The organism is Peribacillus muralis (assembly GCF_001439925.1).
GTDB lineage: Bacteria > Bacillota > Bacilli > Bacillales > DSM-1321 > Peribacillus > Peribacillus muralis.
In genome coordinates, this window is the sequence record NZ_LMBV01000006.1 from 222078 (window position 1) to 239659 (window position 17582).

Consider the following 17582-nt stretch of genomic DNA (forward strand, 5'->3'; position numbering starts at 1 on the left):
GCGCACTGCACCCCTTAAAACCGTTCATCTTTCAGTTCTGCTTGAAATACCGTCTGATGTTCAACAAGAATGACATCCGCGCCGATTTTTTTTATTTTGTTCCATGGAATCACAATATCCTGTTCCCTGCCGAAGAACCCCATTAACCTTGTGTTATTCGAAACGACGATGGCCTCTATTTTCCCTGTCGCCGTATTGATCTCAAGATCCGACATATTGCCCAGTTTCTTTCCATCTGCTATGTTGACGATATCCTTAATTTGAAATTCGGAAATCCTGGTCATACCACTCAGCTCCTCACAATTTCATCATCGATCTTATTTACATGTATATGACATGACTCACCCAAGGATGTAGATTACGTTAAATAAACGTTACTTCCTGCCGCGTATCCTTTTTTGGCAAAAAAAAAAAGCCGCTACGGATAAGTTGCTGACAAGCGAGTAGTGGATACTGCTGCACTACCCGCCCTTCAGCTACCTATTCTCATGCTTAGCTTTTACTGTTGGATATTTTTATTCATTTGCTTTATTGCCGCCTTTTCCAGTCTGGATACCTGCGCCTGTGAAATGCCGATTTCCTCGGCTACCTCCATTTGCGTCTTTCCTTGGAAAAACCGTTTGCGAAGGATCATTTTTTCGCGGTCATTCAACCGTCTCATGCCTTCATTTATAGCTATTTCATCAATCCACGTACTATCTTTATTTTTTTCGTCACTCAGCTGGTCGAGTACATAAATCGGATCCCCGCCATCATTATAAATTGGTTCAAAAAGTGAAACTGGATCTTGTATCGCATCTAGTGCAAAAACGATTTCTTCATGAGGAACTTCCAACACCTTGGCGATTTCTTCAGCTGTCGGCTCACGAAGGGTCTGGCTTATGAGCTTTTCTTTAACCTGCAAAGCTTTGTATGCGATGTCTCTTAAAGAACGGGAAACCCGAATCGGATTATTGTCACGAAGATATCTTCTAATTTCTCCAATAATCATCGGTACAGCATACGTTGAAAACTTAACATTTTGACCTAGGTCAAAATTGTCTATCGACTTCATCAACCCTATACAGCCTACCTGAAATAGATCATCCACATACTCTCCCCGATTGTTGAAGCGCTGAATGACGCTTAGAACGAGTCGAAGATTCCCGTTTACCAGTTTCTCTCTTGCTGAAATATCGCCATCTTGCAGTTCTTTAAAGAGTTTTCTCATTTCTTCATTCTTCAAAACCGGTAATTTTGATGTATCCACACCGCAGATTTCAACCTTATTACGAGACAAAATTATTCCCTCCTCACAGGAGCGCTGTACAAAAAACAGTATTTCCGCGGGAGGGAAAAATATGCACATGGCTAGAACAGAAAATCGCCATTATTATTAATATCGCTACGAAAAGTATTGATTTAATTGACATTTAAAGACACTTATTTTTTTTTACACCATTTTATTAAATTCCTTTCGAAGCCTCTTAATGATCCTTTTTTCCAAACGTGAAATGTACGATTGGGATATCCCAAGCATATCGGCAACATCTTTTTGTGTTTTTTCTTCTCCGCCTGCGAGACCAAACCTGAGTTCCATGATCTGTTTTTCGCGTTCAGATAACTGTGTAAGTGCCTTCGTCAGCAGCTTGCGGTCCACGTTTGCTTCAAGATCTTTCGTGATGATGTCATCGTCTGTACCAAGAACATCCGATAACAAAAGCTCGTTTCCATCCCAATCGATGTTCAATGGTTCATCAAAAGAAACTTCAGAACGGATTTTGTTATTTCTTCGTAAATACATCAAAATTTCATTCTCGATGCATCTTGAGGCATATGTAGCCAATTTTATTTTCTTCTCTGGGTTGAATGTATTGACGGCCTTGATTAAACCGATGGTCCCTATGCTGATTAGGTCTTCGATATTGATGCCCGTATTTTCGAATTTCCTTGCAATATAGACGACCAATCGTAAATTACGTTCGATCAATATCGATCGTGCCGCTTCATCGCCGTTCGGCAATTTATTGATCAGTATTGCCTCTTCTTCCTTTGAAAGGGGCGGCGGCAAAGCCTCACTCCCTCCAATATAGAATATTTCGTCCGTTTTCAATCCAAGCTTGAACAATAGTTTGTACCAAAAATAAGTGATCCGAAGAATGAGTTTCTTCAAAATAATTCTCCCTTCTAATAAACGGATTATGGGGCAAATGTTAGAGTGAATCAATGGTTCAGGAGGCATTTTGTACCGGGATGCCGGTTAACATTTTCGGGTGAACGATAGATTGATAGCTATTGTCGGGAGAGAGTTGCGAAAAGGTGAAAGAAACAAGGCCTTGCTTGACATGATATTCTTTTTCTCCAGAAACGATTTTGATGGAGTCCGGCTTGATAGCGGTTAACAGTTGATGTTCATGCCCGACGACCTTATAAGGGATGACCCGCATTCGTCCAGTCCATGAATACTCGGGTTGTTCTTCCTGCTTGATCAGGTTATCAGGGTTTTTAAAGAGCTCGAGCATATCGTTGGGAATTCCTGTTTCCCCTCCTGAAAGAGATATGATCATCACCGGCGAGCGTGTAATTGGATCATATAGTTGATTCCCGGTATCCACCAGTCCTTGAAATGTACCTTCAAAGTCAGAAATCTTAATCGAAACCAAGACCATTTGTTCATGTGTAAGCTTTGTCATTTCCATCCCTTCAAGCGTGCGCCTGGAAAATTGCCAAGCAAGTGGGAATCCAATCATTACGAATATCCAGCTGACAGGGTCACCAAAACGATTGATTCCTGCATATTGAGCAGGGTCCTTGGCTACGATTTGAAATTCGAATAAATAGTGAAGACCTAAGAGGATTCCTCCAGATAAAAACGTCACAAAATATAAAGTGGCCACCGATTTCATGAAAAGTTTCAGTCTATTAAATCCAAAGGTGACCAGCACCATGACAAGGGATACAAAAATCTTCATGTACACTCGGTCCGCTATTGCATAAAGAGGAGTGAATGCCAATACGATAATGAAGGAACCCACCAGCCCGCCGATACATACCCGCCAAAGAGCGACCCTCCGTTTAAGAATGATTGCGGTCCCATATAAAAGGAGGCAGTCAAATAACCAATTCAACAACCAGATCACATCTAAATATAAGGTCAAATACCCTCCCCTCCCTTAAGGAACTAACCTTCCACTAGCAAAAAGTATAGCGTACATACCGTAAGAAAGTGTGTCACTTTTTGTACCGGAAACTTAAGAGTTTTTCAGTCATTTTTACCCTTTTTGTAGAAAAACAGCTCTTGATATTTTCAATCTTTTCAAAGAGACTATCCTGCTCCCTTTTACTTCTGTCGATTTATGTTTTAAAAGTTTATGATTTTATTGATCTGCCTATCTATTTTGCTTAAGATTCATGATCAACACAATCCAAACTAATGAACAGAACAACAAAAAACCGTTCCCCAAAGAGAACGGTTTTTTTGTTGAAGATATTAACGGCGTCTATTGCGATTACGGAGAAAAGTTGGAATATCCAAAGCCTCTTCACCTTGGTTCGCATTGCGCGAGGGCTGCTCATTGACTTCTTCCCGCTTCACTTCACGCTTCACATTAGTCTGTGGCGTTTGTTGTGTTTGCGGCCTTGATTGCTGCTGTCCAAGTGTTGGACGTCCAGCAGGCCGTATGGAAGCTTCCACTTCGTTAAAGCCTGTGGCAATTACCGTCACGACGATTTCATCTTTAAGGTTTTCGTTGATGACTGAACCAAAAATCATGTTAACGTCCTGATCGGATGCAGTGGCGACGATATCGGCTGCTTCCTGAACTTCGAAGAGGCTTAAATTCGTTCCGCCAGTGATATTCATCAGTACGCCTTGCGCCCCATCAATCGATGTTTCAAGTAACGGGCTGGAAATGGCTTTCTTAGCCGCTTCTGCCGCACGGTTTTCCCCTGAGGAAATCCCGATGCCCATAAGCGCCGAACCTTTATTGGACATGATGGTCTTAACATCGGCAAAGTCCAAGTTAATAAGACCCGGAACCGCAATTAAATCTGAAATCCCTTGTACACCTTGACGAAGGACATTATCGGCCTCGCGGAAAGCTTCAAGCATCGGCGTGCTTTTATCGACGATTTCAAGGAGACGGTCGTTCGGAATGACAATCAGTGTATCAACCGATTCCTTCATGGACGAAATGCCACCTTGTGCCTGTGTTGCCCGTTTCCTGCCTTCAAAAGTAAAGGGACGCGTGACAACACCAACAGTAAGTGCACCTAAATCTTTAGCAATGCCCGCGATGACAGGCGCAGCTCCCGTTCCCGTTCCGCCACCCATTCCAGCGGTTACAAAGACCATATCGGCACCCTTAAGCGCTTCTTCGATCTGTTCTTTGCTTTCCTCAGCAGCCTTTTTCCCTACTTCAGGATTGGCGCCAGCACCCAATCCGCGCGTAAGCTTTCCGCCGATTTGCATTTTAATTTCAGCTTTTGATAGATTAAGAGCCTGTGCGTCAGTATTGACAGAAATGAATTCAACACCTTGTACGCCATGCTCGATCATTCTGTTTACCGCATTGTTTCCGCCGCCGCCAACACCTATTACTTTAATCGTTGCTAATTGTTCTAAATTAGAATCAAACTCCAACATGACAATCCTCCTATTTTGACGAAATTCCCGATTCTTTATGATTGTTATTCAAAAAAGTAACCTAGGATTTTTTTGAATTTAGATTCGCCTTTTTCACCTTGTTTTTTAGCCGGTAAGTTCTCTTTGTTTTTCTGAGAAACCTTTTGGCTGCGCTGTTCGTTCTCTTCTTGCGCTTGCCCAGCTGCTACAGGCGTTTTTTTAGCGGTGTTTTTTTGCATTCTCTCTTTCCTGCATGCGTGTTTAATCAGGCCAACTGCAGTCGTATATTGGGGTTCCCTGACACCGATGTAATTCGGTTCAGCCGTCCTTACACGGTTTTGGAACACATATTGAGCGAGCTCCAGGACTCCCGGCATTTTGACAACGCCACCGGTCAAGACGAAACCTCCTGGAATATCTTGAAATCCGAGTCTTCTCAAATCATCTTGAATCAACTCGAATATTTCGGTCAATCTCGCTTCAATGATATCCGAAAGCATCAATTGATTGCAGGGCTGTTGCTGGTCGCTGCCAATGATCGGTATTTGGAATACTTCATCTTCAGACGCGTCGTCATAAAAGGCATGGCCATGTTTCACTTTTATTTTCTCAGCTTCCTCCATCGTTGTCCTTAGAACGATGGAAAGATCCTTCGTAAGTGTTTCCCCGCCTATAGGTATCACAGACGTATATTGTAAATAGCCTTGTTCGAATATTGCCAGCGTAGTGGAACCTCCGCCAATATCGACAAGCGCCACACCAAGTTCTTTTTCATCCTTGGATAAAACAAGGGAACCTGCAGCCAATGGCTGTAGGGCAATATCGGTTATTTCTAACCCAGCCCTTTCCACACACCGCAGCGTATTATGTAAGATTGTCCGTAGACCTGTGATTAAGATCCCTCTCATTTCCAAACGAACACCGATCATGCCTCTTGGATCACTGATTTCATCAAGTTCATCAACTTTGTAGTGGATTGGCACCACGTCGATAATCTCCCTGTCTGAAGGGATCGTAATTAACTCCGCTGCTTCCCTAACACGGAAAACGTCGTGATCCGTAATTTCTTTATTGTCACTGGATACTGCTACCACCCCGTGACAAGGCTGCAGTGTCACGTGATTTGCACTTATTCCGACGATTACGTTTTTTATCTCCATCCCTATCATCCGTTCTGCTTGCTCGACAGCCTTTTGGATGGATTGGACGGTTTCATCTATACCGACGATCGAGCCCTTTTTGAGCCCCTCTGATTTAACATTTCCCACGCCGATTATATTTAATGTGTCATTGACCATTTCCCCAATGATAACTTTTACACTGGATGTACCGATGTCAAGACTTACGTAGATTTCATTGCTGTTCATTCTCCATGGCACCTCCTTCAGTTTTATTCATGTTTTAGCAGAATAACATTTTTATATCGAAAGACCTATTCATTATAGAATAACTGAACTGATTTCACCAACTCGTGAATGTAATTTTCATATTTCTCAAACTAAACTCGTAGATTTCTCACTTCACGGTGCAGATTGTTCGCTTCTCGTCATAATGGAGATATCTTCTAAACTAGATACTGCCATAAACTATTCGTCATTTATAATGTGATTCCCTTTAAAATTATAGATTTTTTTTCTGCTTTTTCCGGGAATTGGACCATTTGTCAATCAGGATTCTTCTGATCATGGCGATATTCTGAAACAGTCTTACGCCGAATACAAAGATAGCCGCTAAATACAAGTCTACACCAAGATGTACACCTAGAAAAGCCAAACCTGCGGCAAGGACAATATTAAAGAAGAACCCCGTTACGAATACAACTTCATCATAAAGATCTTGCAAATGGGCCCTGATGCCCCCGAATAACGTATCAAATGCCGCAAGCACCGCAATGGAAAGATAATTAGAATATTCATGAGGTATATCCAAATCGACCAAAAAACCGAGAATGATCCCAATCAGAAGTCCAAAAACTGGCAGCCACATTACGATTCCCCCTCATCCATAATGGGTGTCATGCGTTCCACATTCACATCATTTTGGTAGGAAGGCAGTGTCAATTCACCAATAGGTTCCTTTATTTGCACTTCAAAGTTATCGATGTAGAAATCATCCATTAGTTCCGATCCTTCGATACGTTGCTTTAATTTCTTTGGATCCTCGGTTATTGCCTGCAATTCGAGCGGGTAATCGTTTAGAGGAATTCCATCCATCTTCGGCTGTCCATTTATATCACGAATGACCGATGATGATATATCCCTTTGTCCTGCAATGGAAATGTCGTCCGCCCCAAACCTATACATCTCATTAACGAGTCGAATTAACAATACAGGTGAAATATACTCAACCCGTTCACCAAGGAGGGCACCTTCCTTGCTCGGTTGTATGGACACGATTACACCCTTACCTTTTATTTCGGTCAAACCTGCTTCAGCCTTTAATTCTTTCAAGGTGTCCCGCAAAACTTCTTCTTTACTCTCATTTTTCTTGGTTTCATAGGATGCAATTTTACCCTCGAGCTTGCTGATGCCGTCGATTAATTCGACCTGGGTCTGCTGTTCTTTCAATAGATCATTTTTCAGCTCCCACATATCCCTTGTATCGGAAACGACAGGTTGATTCACTAAATTGAATTGAATAGCGAGCATGAAGCCAGCAATTAAAGTAAGCAAACTAAAAGAAAGCTTTTTTTTCATTTCCAGTCCCACACCAATCTTTCTTCGAATCCAGGAACGTGATCAACCTCCAATAACGGGGTCAAAAATGATATTCTTTTTCTTTTCCATTGTAAAGATAATATTATCGTCAACCAGCTGCTCCTTTATGCCTCCAGGTAAGTCGAGGGAAGCACCCAGGACATCCGGGTCCCCAATTGCAGAAATGATGAATGGAGCTGGATGCTGGTGTCCATCGACCGTGATGACTGGCCCATTACAGATTATATAGGAATCACGGTTTAACCTCTGGCCGTTTATCGCAACAGCCTCCGCACCTGATATGTATAATTCATTTACAACCTTGAAGACATGCTGTTCATGTACCAAGTAGTCATTGACATTGGCTTTTGGGTCCATATTTGTACCATCTTCAAGGGTCACCTGAAGGCCTGTACCTCTCACCTTCACTTTTCCGAGAAACATTCGGTACTTCTCCGTATCTTTGGCCAAATTGAAAAAAAGCTGCTTTTCCTGAGCCAGATCTTTTTCAATTTTGGATACGATATCCTGCTTTTGAAGCAGTTCTTTCTGAAATTCCCGGTTCTGTTTCTCTTGTTCGATCAGTTGCTGCCTAAGCTCGTATTCTTGATTCCAGGCCTTGTCCTCCCTTACTCCCTGATTATCTTTAGTCAGATTGTAAGAGAAGGCAATCATAAAGCCGAGCACCACGCAAACGAGGGATAAAACCACCCGTTTGCCATCAATTTTGCTCATTCGTGTCTTCCTTTTGTTCCGCGTCTTTATACGCTTTAAAATAAGAACCCACTTCCAGATCGATGACACCCTTTACCTTTGGATCCAGCTGACTGACGATTGATGGGTAGTGAATCATTTTCTCGAATAACGTCCGGCTTGTAGCGCTCACTTCAAATCCATCGTTCATGAACATGACAATATGATATCCATCCGTTTTGGTAGGGGCATAATGAATTTCCGAAATGGCATTCTGAATTTCGATAGGGAGTTTATCCAGCTCTTCTAAAAGCAACTTTAATGCTTTACCCTCTTTGAAGCCAATTAAAACCGGGGCAAATACTGGAATTTCTCCTGTAGCTAACTCCTCCAGGACCGATCCGTTCTCCAAAATGGGTGCATATTTCCCATTATTGGACAGGTATGCCATTCTATTATGTTCAGATACCGTAATTTTAATCGAATTTGGAAATACAGGTGTTACTTTAGCGCTTTTTATTTCCTGGTTACTTTTAATATTAGCTGCTGCTGTACCAGTATCGACCTTCCAAATGCTTCGATCCTTCTTCACCTTACTCAATTCAATGATTTGCTTCGATGTAATATACCGATTCCCTTCCACCTGCACGGTTTGCACATGGCTTAACGGGGATAAGAAATATAGCACGCATGCAACCAGAATGAAGAAAAGGGAAAGCAAAAGCACCAGCCGTCTGTTTGCTTTGCTTTTTCTTAATTGTTTTAATTTCGGGATGCGGTCCTCAATGGAGACGATTTTCCCCTTTTCCATCCCTTTCACCTCTTCCTGAAAAAATGGATGGCTTTTAATACAATACGAAATCAAGACACACTCTAAGTCCGTTTATTTGAAACTTTAAAAGGTAACATATTATAACACAAAATTTGGATATAATGAATATTACTTACGGCCGATAATTTCCACTTCTGTTTCCAACTCAATTTCAAACTTATCATACACCGTATCTTTCACATGCTGTATCAAGGCTTGAACATCCGCTGCACTGCCGCTACCCGTATTAACGATGAAGTTTCCGTGCATCGGGGAAATTTGTGCACCGCCAATCGAGTGTCCCTTCAGACCGGCATTTTCCACTAGTTTACCGGCATGGTGTGGGAGTGGATTCCTGAATATACTGCCTGCACATGGCAGGTTATATGGCTGGGTATCTTTGCGATAGTTTTTGTTATCCTGCATTCTTCCAACAATTTCGGTTTTATCGCCCTCGGTCAATTGAAAAACGGCTTCCAAAACGATGCCAGGTCTTTTCTTTTGAAGCAGAGAAGTCCGATAAGAAAACTCCATATCTTCCCTTGAAAGCCAAGCTAGAGTTCCATCTTCAAAAAGGACATGTGCCTCCTTGAGAATCTCACTCATATCAGAACCATGTGCACCAGCGTTCATATAGACAGCTCCGCCGACCGAACCAGGAATCCCACTGGCAAATTCCAGCCCTGCATAGCCTTTTTTACTGATTAGGACGGACAAGCTGACAAGTGACACACCAGCTCCAGCTTTAATCTCCTTTCCATTCATCTCGACGTGATCAAGGCCTTTACCCAACTTAAGCACGGCACCTTCAATTCCGCCATCACTTACAAGAAGGTTGGAGCCCCTCCCAATCGCCCGCCACGGAATGGCATGCTCATTGATGACCTTCATCGTTTTTTCTATATTTTCAATGGATGATGGCACGATGAATAAATCAGCGGGCCCACCTATTTTCATAGTTGTATGATTCGCAAGTGGTTCTTGTTCAAGAACCTTGCCGATTTTCATTTCAGTTAATTGCTTTATCACTTTATCCATGATAAACCTCCTCGTTGTTCCCGAAATGCCAGATCATGCTTTTCAATTCCTCTTTCATGAGGTCTCTAATTTCCCAAGAATGCTACCACCTTGCATGCAAAAGCAAAAAAAATGAACAGAAGTAAGCGCCTATGCGGCCTAACCCTCTTATACTATAGTCTAAACAAAGGTGTATTGCCAATATTTATTGTGGATTCCCCAACATTCATGCATGGTAATATTTAATTGGCATTTCATATATTTCTAATTTCAGACAAGGTTCTTTCCCTATCGTTACCTGTAAAGGCTTTCAACCTAAAAAGGGAAGCCCCGCGTATGCCAGGGCCTCCCTTTTATTCGAATATTCTCTCAAAATCTTGAGTAGCGACTAATGTTCAATAGTACCCCAATCGCCATCAACATAAGCGTTAACGATGAACCACCGTAACTTAATAGCGGCAGGGTGATGCCCGTAACTGGCATCAAGCCCGTAACGACTCCGATATTGATCATCACCTGGATGGCGACCATGGCAATGATCCCCACCGCTACAAGGCTACCGTATAAATCAGGTGCCCCAAGCGCGATTCGAATGCCCCGCCAAAGCATCAGCGCGAATAATAAAATGACGAGGGAACCGCCGATGAATCCCAGTTCCTCGGAAAGTATCGCAAAAATGAAATCGGTTTGCGGCTCCGGTAAATAGAAAAATTTCTGGCGGCTTTGCCCGAGACCAAGGCCGAACAATCCCCCTGGTCCGATTGCATAAAACGACTGGATCATTTGAAAGCCGCTGCCCAAGGGGTCTTCCCATGGATCCAAAAAGGATGTGATCCTTTTTATCCGGTATGGCGCTGACAGAATCAAACCGATGAAACCAGCTATGCCGATCAATCCCAAGCCAACAAAATGGCTGATTCTTGCCCCGGAAATAAATATCATGACGATGCAAGTTCCCACCATGACGGTTCCCGTCCCAAGGTCGGGCTGTAACATGATCAAGCCAAATGCCAAAAACACTAACCCTAAGGATGGAAGCATCCCTTTTTTAAAGGAGGTGATTAGCTTTTGCCGTTCGGATAAAAACTTCGCTAAAAACGCGATCATCGCCAGCTTCATGAACTCGGAGGGTTGGACCGAAAAGGCACCTACGCCAATCCAGCTCCGCGAACCATTTCTCGCCATCCCTATTCCTGGCACCAATACTGCAAGCAGCATGATGAAACAAATGATGATCAAGATCTTGGCCCAGGTCCGCCATGTCCAGTAATCCACATTCATGATGAAAAACATGGCGATGACACCGACACAGGCAAACAGCAACTGCCTTTTTGCAAAGTAAAATGAATCCTCAAATTTATATGTTGCCCAAATGGCACTCGCGCTATAAACCATGATTAACCCAACAGTCAAAAGAGTTAAGGTGACGATAATGAGAATGAGATCAGGATTCGATTTTTTTAATGGCACGGTCATCCACCTCGAGGAAGTTTTTCGAGCCTGTACGAATAACAAACATCAATGCTGCACTATAGCCAAAAAAAAAGCGATAACGGCTCATTATCGCTTTTTTCCAAGGTGTCAACGTAGAAGCAGATTCACTTCTTTTTAGCGAAAGCTGTTACTTAAGTTTATGCACGGCCTCCATAAACATGTCTCCTCTTTGCTCAAAAGTTTTATATTGATCCCAGCTTGCACACGCCGGGGAGAGAAGAATACAGTCGCCTTCACTTGATAAGTCAAATGCAGCCGGTACGGCCTTTTCAACATTATCGACACGTTTTATATTCGTTATTCCTATTTCTTTTGCTATCCGCTCAATTTTTTCTGCCGTTTCGCCAAACGTTATCACGGCTTTGACATTTTTCATAGCCGGTTTTAACTCATCGAATTCATTGCCGCGGTCCAATCCGCCCGCCAAGAGGATGACAGGTTCAGAAAAGGATGTCAACGCTTTGGATGCTGCTAGGATGTTCGTCGCCTTCGAATCATTATAAAATTTACGGTCATCGATCAAAGCTACAAACTGCAAGCGATGCTCCACCCCATAAAATGTTTTCAGGACAGTCTGAATCGCTTCGTTTGCAACACCCTTCAGTTTGGCCGCTGAAATCGCCGCGAGCACATTCTCCAAATTGTGTTTCCCGGGAAGGGCTATGTCAGCAATAACAATGATTTTTTCTCCACGGAAGAAGACGGCACCACCTTCTACATAGGCACCATTTTCGTGCTTCACTTCAGTCGAAAATGGAACAAGCTCCGCCTTGGATTTTTTCGCCATGGATATAACCGCCTCTTGATCTGCATTATAAATCAAGAAATCAGAGGCAAGTTGATTTTCCGTAATCGCTGCTTTCGCTTCTGCATACTCCTGTTTCGAGCTATGATAATCCAGATGCGCATCATACAAATTGGTCAAAATTGAAATTTCAGGACGAAACTCCTCTATTCCCATCAGCTGGAATGATGATAGTTCAATGACGATCGTCTCATCGGCTTTTGCCTGTTCAGCTACACCAGAAGCGACTGTTCCGATATTCCCGGCAATAAGCGGTGATTTTTCACCGGCCTTCAACATTTCGAATACCAAAGTCGTCGTAGTCGTTTTCCCATTCGTGCCCGTGATTCCTACGAAGGGGGCCTCACTGATTTGATAGGCAAGCTCCACTTCCGTGATGACCGGAATCCCTTTTTCCAATGCCCCTTTTACGATCGGGTTTCGATAGGGGATACCTGGGTTTTTGACGATCAATTCGAAGCCTTCATCGAGCAGTTCAATAGGATGGCTGCCACAGATGACTTTGATTCCCTGTTCCAGCAGTCCTTGAGCCTCCGGGTTTTCCGAAAGTGGGTTCATGTCATTGACCGTCACGAAAGCGCCTAATCTATGTAGAAGCGATGCTGCCATCACTCCGCTCTTTGCCAAGCCCAATACCAATATTTTCTTCTCTGAATACCTTTCAGTCTCTTTCAATTATATCCACACCTCTAAATAGATTCCGAGTACCGCACACAGCAAGCCTACTGTCCAGAAAGTCACGACGACGCGCCATTCGGACCACCCCGATAGTTCATAGTGATGGTGAAGCGGACTCATTTTAAAAATACGTTTACCAGTCGTTTTAAAAGATGCTACCTGCAGAATGACAGAGAGCGTCTCAATGACAAAAACTCCGCCAATGATGACCAACAGTATTTCAAGCTTCGTCAACAAGGCTATCGTTGCGATTGCCCCTCCCAGAGCCAAGGACCCTGTATCACCCATAAATACCTTTGCAGGGTGTGCATTGAATACTAAAAATCCAAGAACAGACCCTACGACCGCCACCGAAAATATAGAAACATCATATTGTGACTGACTCCATGCCAAAATCGCAAAAGCACCGAAGGCAATGGCTGAAGTGCCTGAGACAAGTCCGTCCAGGCCATCCGTCAAATTGACGGCATTCGAGAAACCGACCAGCCAGAAAATTACGATAAACAGATAAAACCAGCCAAAGTCGACTGAAAAGTCTGTGCCTGGAATCGTCAATTCAGGATTGAAACGGTCTGTCTGTTTGAAGACGAAGTAAAAGATCACCGAAATCACAATCTGTCCAAGCAGTTTTTGTTTGGAGGTCAAGCCAAGGTTCCGCTTCATGACCACCTTGATGAAATCATCAAGGAAACCAAGCAAGCCAAACCCTAACGTAACGAATAATAATAAATAAGTTTCGGTGGAAGGTACCGAAAATTTAAAAGTCATCACTAGCGTAGCGATGGTAACCGATAATAATATGACCAAACCGCCCATGGTGGGCGTTCCCGTTTTCTTTAAATGCGATTGTGGGCCTTCTTCCCTTATGCTTTGCCCGAATTTCAATCTTCTTAAAAACGGGATGAAAATCGGCGAAAGAAGAACGGTTACTAAAAACGCCACCAAAATCGTATAAAAAATTACTTGTTCCAACATTCCTTACTCCCTCATTCCTAACACAATTCAAATAAAAAATTCTGCTTGTTGTCTTTTCTTGTTTGTAGACGTAGCACCTTCACCGATGGTTCAAGCTGAACCGAATCGGCTCTTAATCGCCTTTTCCGCTTCTTCACGGTCATCGAAGTGCAGAACTTCGTCACCAACCAATTGATAGGTTTCATGCCCTTTTCCAGCTATTAAAATGACGTCGCCCTCTTCCGCCATGGAAACGGCATATGCTATTGCCTGTCTCCGATCTTCGATTACCTTATATTCTTTCCCTGCCACTCCAGCTTCCATATCCCGCAGGATTTGGGCCGCATCTTCGCTGCGAGGATTATCGGAGGTGAAGATAGGGTCGGTCGCCAGGTTGCATGCAATTTCCGCCATGATCGGGCGCTTTGTCTTGTCGCGGTCCCCGCCGCAGCCAACTATAACGAAGATTTTCTTTTCAGCGAACTCAGCAACGGTCTTGAGGACATTCTCCAAGCTGTCTGGAGTATGGGCGTAGTCGACGATGACTGGAAAGGCTTGATTCGCCGTAACGAGCTCAAAACGGCCTGCCACGCCTTTTATTTCCTCAATTGATTTAATGGTTTCATCTATATCGTTCCCTGCACATAAGGCAGCCGCAAGCGCGGAGAGCACATTATATACGCTGAATTTACCAATTAGCTTCAGCTGAATGTAACGTTCTTCCTTACCCGCTGTCAAGGTGAAAGATGTGCCATTCGCATCGATCTTTATATCCTTAGCCCTGATATCAGCTTCATTGTCAATGCCATAAGTAACGACTGTAGCAGCCGTCGCTTTAATGTAATCACCAGTAGCCTCATCATCGGCGTTAAGCACGGCGTATTTAGGGCGATTTTCTATGTAAGCATTTCCGAGCTGTGAGAAAAACAAAGATTTTGCCTGCTTGTATCTGTCCATCGTTTCATGGAAATCCAAATGATCTTGTGTGAGATTCGTAAATACGGCAATATCATAATCACAGCCATGGACGCGACCAAGTTCCAGTGCATGCGAAGATACTTCCATTATGGCCGTAGAGACAGACGCTTCGGTCATTTCATGAAAAGCCTTCTGCAGTGTCACGCTATCTGGCGTTGTATTCTTCGTTTCATAGACCTTATCGAATATTTTCGTATACATCGTGCCGATCAATCCCGTTTTTTCATGCCGATCCTCAAAAATCTTTTCAAGCAGGTGACTCGTTGTCGTCTTTCCGTTCGTGCCGGTGATTCCGATCAGGCGCAACTTTTGCGTTGGATGACCATAGAATGCATCGGCAAGGACCGCCATCGCCCGGCTTGAATCCCTGACTACGATTACGGGTACAGGCAAATCAAGCTCCCGTTCGGCAATGATTGCCGCAGCACCATGCTCAACAGCGGATTGGGCAAAATCATGACCATCGACCGTATAACCTTTTATGCAAACAAATAAACTTCCGTCTTTGACTTTACGGTTATCATTTTCAATGGAGGTGATTTCAGGATTTTCTCCTTCATGGCTAAATAAGGAGTGTAAATAAGATAGTAATTTTTGAAGCTTCATTTTTCCATCCCTCTCAACTTAATTTGAGGATTCATTATATGTGATTACCCTTGGCTTGTCGAGAAACCAATTTTAATTATACGGGGTAATCACGACTCCGTAAACAAAGCGGCTGATGATTCTTCAGCCGCTTTACCTATTCATCTATTATATTATACTTATTCTCTATTTTCGCCAAGATAAATTCTTATTGTAGATCCTTCTTTTACCTTAACACCCGCATCAGGTGCTTGATTTATGACTTTGTCCCCATTGCCGGCAATATCGAGCTTCAAATCGACCTGCTGGGTTTGCAGCTCTTTCCTGCTCAATCCGACCACGTCCGGCACCTCGACCATGACGGGATCCGTCCAGACCGTTTCCTTCTCGATCTGGTTTTTTCTAGGCTTGACGCCCATCGCCATGAGCGAATCCTCCATAATATTGCCGACGATCGGAGCGGCAACGACGCCGCCGAATTGTACCGTTCCTTTCGGGTTATCGACCGCGATATAGACGACGATTTGCGGGTCATCCGCTGGAGCGACACCAATAAATGAGAGAATATAATTATTTTCGAGATATCGGCCATTTTCAGCTTTCTGCGCCGTACCTGTCTTTCCGCCAACTCGGTATGACTCCACGAACGCTCCTTTACCGCTGCCTTGCGCTACAACCGATTCAAGTGCTTCACGGACTTTCTTAGAGGTCGCTTCCGAAATCACCTTTTTCTTGGCCTGCGGGGTCTTTCTCATTAATACTTCACCACTTTTTGGGTCAACCAGTTCCTTCGCGATATATGGTGTGTACAAAGTCCCGCCATTCACGGCAGCCGATACGGCAGTCACCTGCTGGATCGGAGTTACGGCCACACCTTGTCCAAACGCGGTGGTTGCCTGCTCAACTGGACCGACTCGATCCATATTGAACATGATTCCCTTACCTTCTCCGGTTAAATCAATCCCTGTTTTTTGTCCAAACCCAAAATCATTGATATATTTGAATAACTTGTCTTTCCCGAGCCTATTGCCCAATTCCACAAAGCCCGGGTTGCAAGAGTTCTCGACAACTTCAAGAAAGGTTTGATCTCCATGGCCCCCGCTTTTCCAGCAATGAAGATCCGATCCAGCTACCTCAACATGGCCGGAATCATAAAAATGTTCATTCTTTAGATCGACCTTCCCCTCCTCCAGCGCTGCAGCAAGGGTGATGATCTTGAACGTCGATCCTGGTTCATATATACTCCATACCGGCAAGTTCCGATTATACACTTCGGATGGTACATTTTGAAAATTGGCGGGGTCGAAGGTCGGCCTGCTGGACATGGCTAGAATTTCGCCGGTATTGGGATCCATGGCAATGGCGATAAGACCATCAGGATCATACGTTGCCTCCGCATTATCGAGCTCCCTCTCCACGATCGTCTGGATTTTGCTATCTATCGTCAGCTTCAAGTTATCTCCATCAACTGGAGGCTTATAGTCGTCGGCCATGTTTTCCAGCCTTTTCCCTTTGGCATCCGAATAGAATTTCACAAACCCCTTCTTCCCACTTAGCTCCTTATCATAGGACAATTCAATTCCCATCAGCCCTTGGTTATCGGAACCCGTAAAACCGAGTACATGTGAAAGGTATTCACCGAATGGGTAATGACGCTTTGAATCTTCAGCGATATATACCCCTTTTATTCCCAATGCTTTTATTTCCTTCGCCTTTTCGTGTGATATTTTTCTGCCTTGAGGAACTCTGACGCTCATCGCCTGTTTCGTCAGATATTGATAAGCCTTGTCCTTGGTCATATCCAATATTGAAGCAAGCTGACCCGCCGTCTTATCCGGGTCTTCGATCTGCCTCGGGATGACATAGACCGTCGGGGCCGATATATTCGTTGCCAGCTCCACACCATTGCGATCCAAAATTTCTCCCCGCTTAGCCTCAAAAGGAATATTCCTGCTCCAGGAATCTTCAGCAAGCCCCGTCAACTTATCACCTAGATAGAACTGTACAATACCCAAGCGAATGTCAATGATAAAAAAAACTACGATACCTACTGCCAATGCGATTGCCAGCCGTTTTCGGACAGTAACATTCGAAACACGCAAAAACAGGCACCTCCATTTCATACATGCTTCAATATATGCTTGTCTACTCGATGCTAGACTAACAAACCAGCAAAAATTGAAAAAAGGGAACCCATATTAAACTGGCTCCCATGTCAAAGACACATATAAAAAAAGAGGTTACGCTACTTGAAGATGATTCCTATAT

Annotated in this window: 16 protein-coding genes; all 16 read right to left on the reverse strand. The window is 43.7% G+C overall.

The features are described from left to right. Window positions 1-14 precede the first annotated feature (14 nt). A complete protein-coding gene (locus tag ASU00_RS10885) occupies window positions 15-284 on the reverse strand; it encodes a YlmC/YmxH family sporulation protein (RefSeq protein WP_057913485.1) in 270 nt (89 codons plus the stop codon). Between the two features lie 215 nt (window positions 285-499). Continuing rightward, entirely contained in the window at window positions 500-1279 is a 780-nt protein-coding gene (gene sigG / locus ASU00_RS10890) for an RNA polymerase sporulation sigma factor SigG (protein ID WP_034313871.1), read from the reverse strand. Between the two features lie 153 nt (window positions 1280-1432). Beyond that, a complete protein-coding gene (sigE, locus tag ASU00_RS10895) occupies window positions 1433-2152 on the reverse strand; it encodes an RNA polymerase sporulation sigma factor SigE (RefSeq protein WP_057913486.1) in 720 nt (239 codons plus the stop codon). Window positions 2153-2210: 58 nt separating this feature from the next. Beyond that, window positions 2211-3137, reverse strand: a complete 927-nt coding sequence (gene spoIIGA, locus ASU00_RS10900) for a sigma-E processing peptidase SpoIIGA (RefSeq protein WP_057913487.1) — start codon at window positions 3135-3137, stop codon at window positions 2211-2213. A gap of 332 nt (window positions 3138-3469) precedes the next feature. After that, window positions 3470-4624 carry a cell division protein FtsZ gene (gene ftsZ, locus ASU00_RS10905; protein ID WP_057913488.1) on the reverse strand — a complete coding sequence of 385 codons (1155 nt, stop codon included), beginning with the start codon at window positions 4622-4624 and terminating at the stop codon, window positions 3470-3472. 44 nt (window positions 4625-4668) lie between these two features. After that, window positions 4669-5970, reverse strand: coding sequence for a cell division protein FtsA (gene ftsA, locus ASU00_RS10910; protein ID WP_057913489.1), 1302 nt, complete (start codon window positions 5968-5970; stop codon window positions 4669-4671). A gap of 253 nt (window positions 5971-6223) precedes the next feature. Next, window positions 6224-6589 (reverse strand): small basic family protein, encoded by a 366-nt coding sequence (locus ASU00_RS10915; protein WP_057913490.1) that lies wholly within the window; start codon window positions 6587-6589, stop codon window positions 6224-6226. Beyond that, window positions 6589-7299 (reverse strand): DUF881 domain-containing protein, encoded by a 711-nt coding sequence (locus ASU00_RS10920; protein WP_152983732.1) that lies wholly within the window; start codon window positions 7297-7299, stop codon window positions 6589-6591. The genes ASU00_RS10915 and ASU00_RS10920 overlap by 1 nt, the downstream gene beginning before the upstream one ends. 42 nt (window positions 7300-7341) lie before the next feature. Further along, window positions 7342-8034 carry a DUF881 domain-containing protein gene (locus ASU00_RS10925; protein WP_057913492.1) on the reverse strand — a complete coding sequence of 231 codons (693 nt, stop codon included), beginning with the start codon at window positions 8032-8034 and terminating at the stop codon, window positions 7342-7344. Then, entirely contained in the window at window positions 8021-8803 is a 783-nt protein-coding gene (locus ASU00_RS10930; RefSeq protein WP_057913493.1) for a cell division protein FtsQ/DivIB, read from the reverse strand. Before ASU00_RS10930 ends, ASU00_RS10925 begins: the two co-directional genes overlap by 14 nt. A gap of 129 nt (window positions 8804-8932) precedes the next feature. Next, window positions 8933-9841 carry a UDP-N-acetylmuramate dehydrogenase gene (gene murB, locus ASU00_RS10935; protein ID WP_057913494.1) on the reverse strand — a complete coding sequence of 303 codons (909 nt, stop codon included), beginning with the start codon at window positions 9839-9841 and terminating at the stop codon, window positions 8933-8935. Between the two features lie 348 nt (window positions 9842-10189). After that, a complete protein-coding gene (spoVE, locus tag ASU00_RS10940; RefSeq protein ID WP_152983733.1) occupies window positions 10190-11290 on the reverse strand; it encodes a stage V sporulation protein E in 1101 nt (366 codons plus the stop codon). 151 nt (window positions 11291-11441) lie between these two features. Further along, a complete protein-coding gene (gene murD, locus ASU00_RS10945) occupies window positions 11442-12794 on the reverse strand; it encodes a UDP-N-acetylmuramoyl-L-alanine--D-glutamate ligase (protein ID WP_057913496.1) in 1353 nt (450 codons plus the stop codon). Further along, window positions 12795-13772 (reverse strand): phospho-N-acetylmuramoyl-pentapeptide-transferase, encoded by a 978-nt coding sequence (gene mraY / locus ASU00_RS10950; protein WP_057913497.1) that lies wholly within the window; start codon window positions 13770-13772, stop codon window positions 12795-12797. A 90-nt stretch (window positions 13773-13862) separates the two neighbouring features. Further along, on the reverse strand, window positions 13863-15335 hold the full coding sequence (locus ASU00_RS10955; protein WP_057913498.1) for a UDP-N-acetylmuramoyl-L-alanyl-D-glutamate--2,6-diaminopimelate ligase: 1473 nt from the start codon (window positions 15333-15335) through the stop codon (window positions 13863-13865). Window positions 15336-15493: 158 nt separating this feature from the next. Continuing rightward, window positions 15494-17416 carry a stage V sporulation protein D gene (locus tag ASU00_RS10960; protein ID WP_057913499.1) on the reverse strand — a complete coding sequence of 641 codons (1923 nt, stop codon included), beginning with the start codon at window positions 17414-17416 and terminating at the stop codon, window positions 15494-15496. Window positions 17417-17582 lie beyond the last annotated feature (166 nt).

Coding starts and splice junctions, on each gene's coding strand:
- ASU00_RS10915 (WP_057913490.1), bottom strand. CDS start 6,589: ATGTGGCTGCCAGTTTTTGGACTTCTGATTGGGATCATTCTCGGTTTT.
- ASU00_RS10930 (WP_057913493.1), bottom strand. CDS start 8,803: ATGGAAAAGGGGAAAATCGTCTCCATTGAGGACCGCATCCCGAAATTA.
- ftsZ (WP_057913488.1), bottom strand. CDS start 4,624: ATGTTGGAGTTTGATTCTAATTTAGAACAATTAGCAACGATTAAAGTA.
- ASU00_RS10955 (WP_057913498.1), bottom strand. CDS start 15,335: ATGAAGCTTCAAAAATTACTATCTTATTTACACTCCTTATTTAGCCAT.
- murB (WP_057913494.1), bottom strand. CDS start 9,841: ATGGATAAAGTGATAAAGCAATTAACTGAAATGAAAATCGGCAAGGTT.
- ASU00_RS10920 (WP_152983732.1), bottom strand. CDS start 7,299: ATGAAAAAAAAGCTTTCTTTTAGTTTGCTTACTTTAATTGCTGGCTTC.
- ftsA (WP_057913489.1), bottom strand. CDS start 5,970: ATGAACAGCAATGAAATCTACGTAAGTCTTGACATCGGTACATCCAGT.
- ASU00_RS10885 (WP_057913485.1), bottom strand. CDS start 284: ATGACCAGGATTTCCGAATTTCAAATTAAGGATATCGTCAACATAGCA.
- mraY (WP_057913497.1), bottom strand. CDS start 13,772: ATGTTGGAACAAGTAATTTTTTATACGATTTTGGTGGCGTTTTTAGTA.
- ASU00_RS10925 (WP_057913492.1), bottom strand. CDS start 8,034: ATGAGCAAAATTGATGGCAAACGGGTGGTTTTATCCCTCGTTTGCGTG.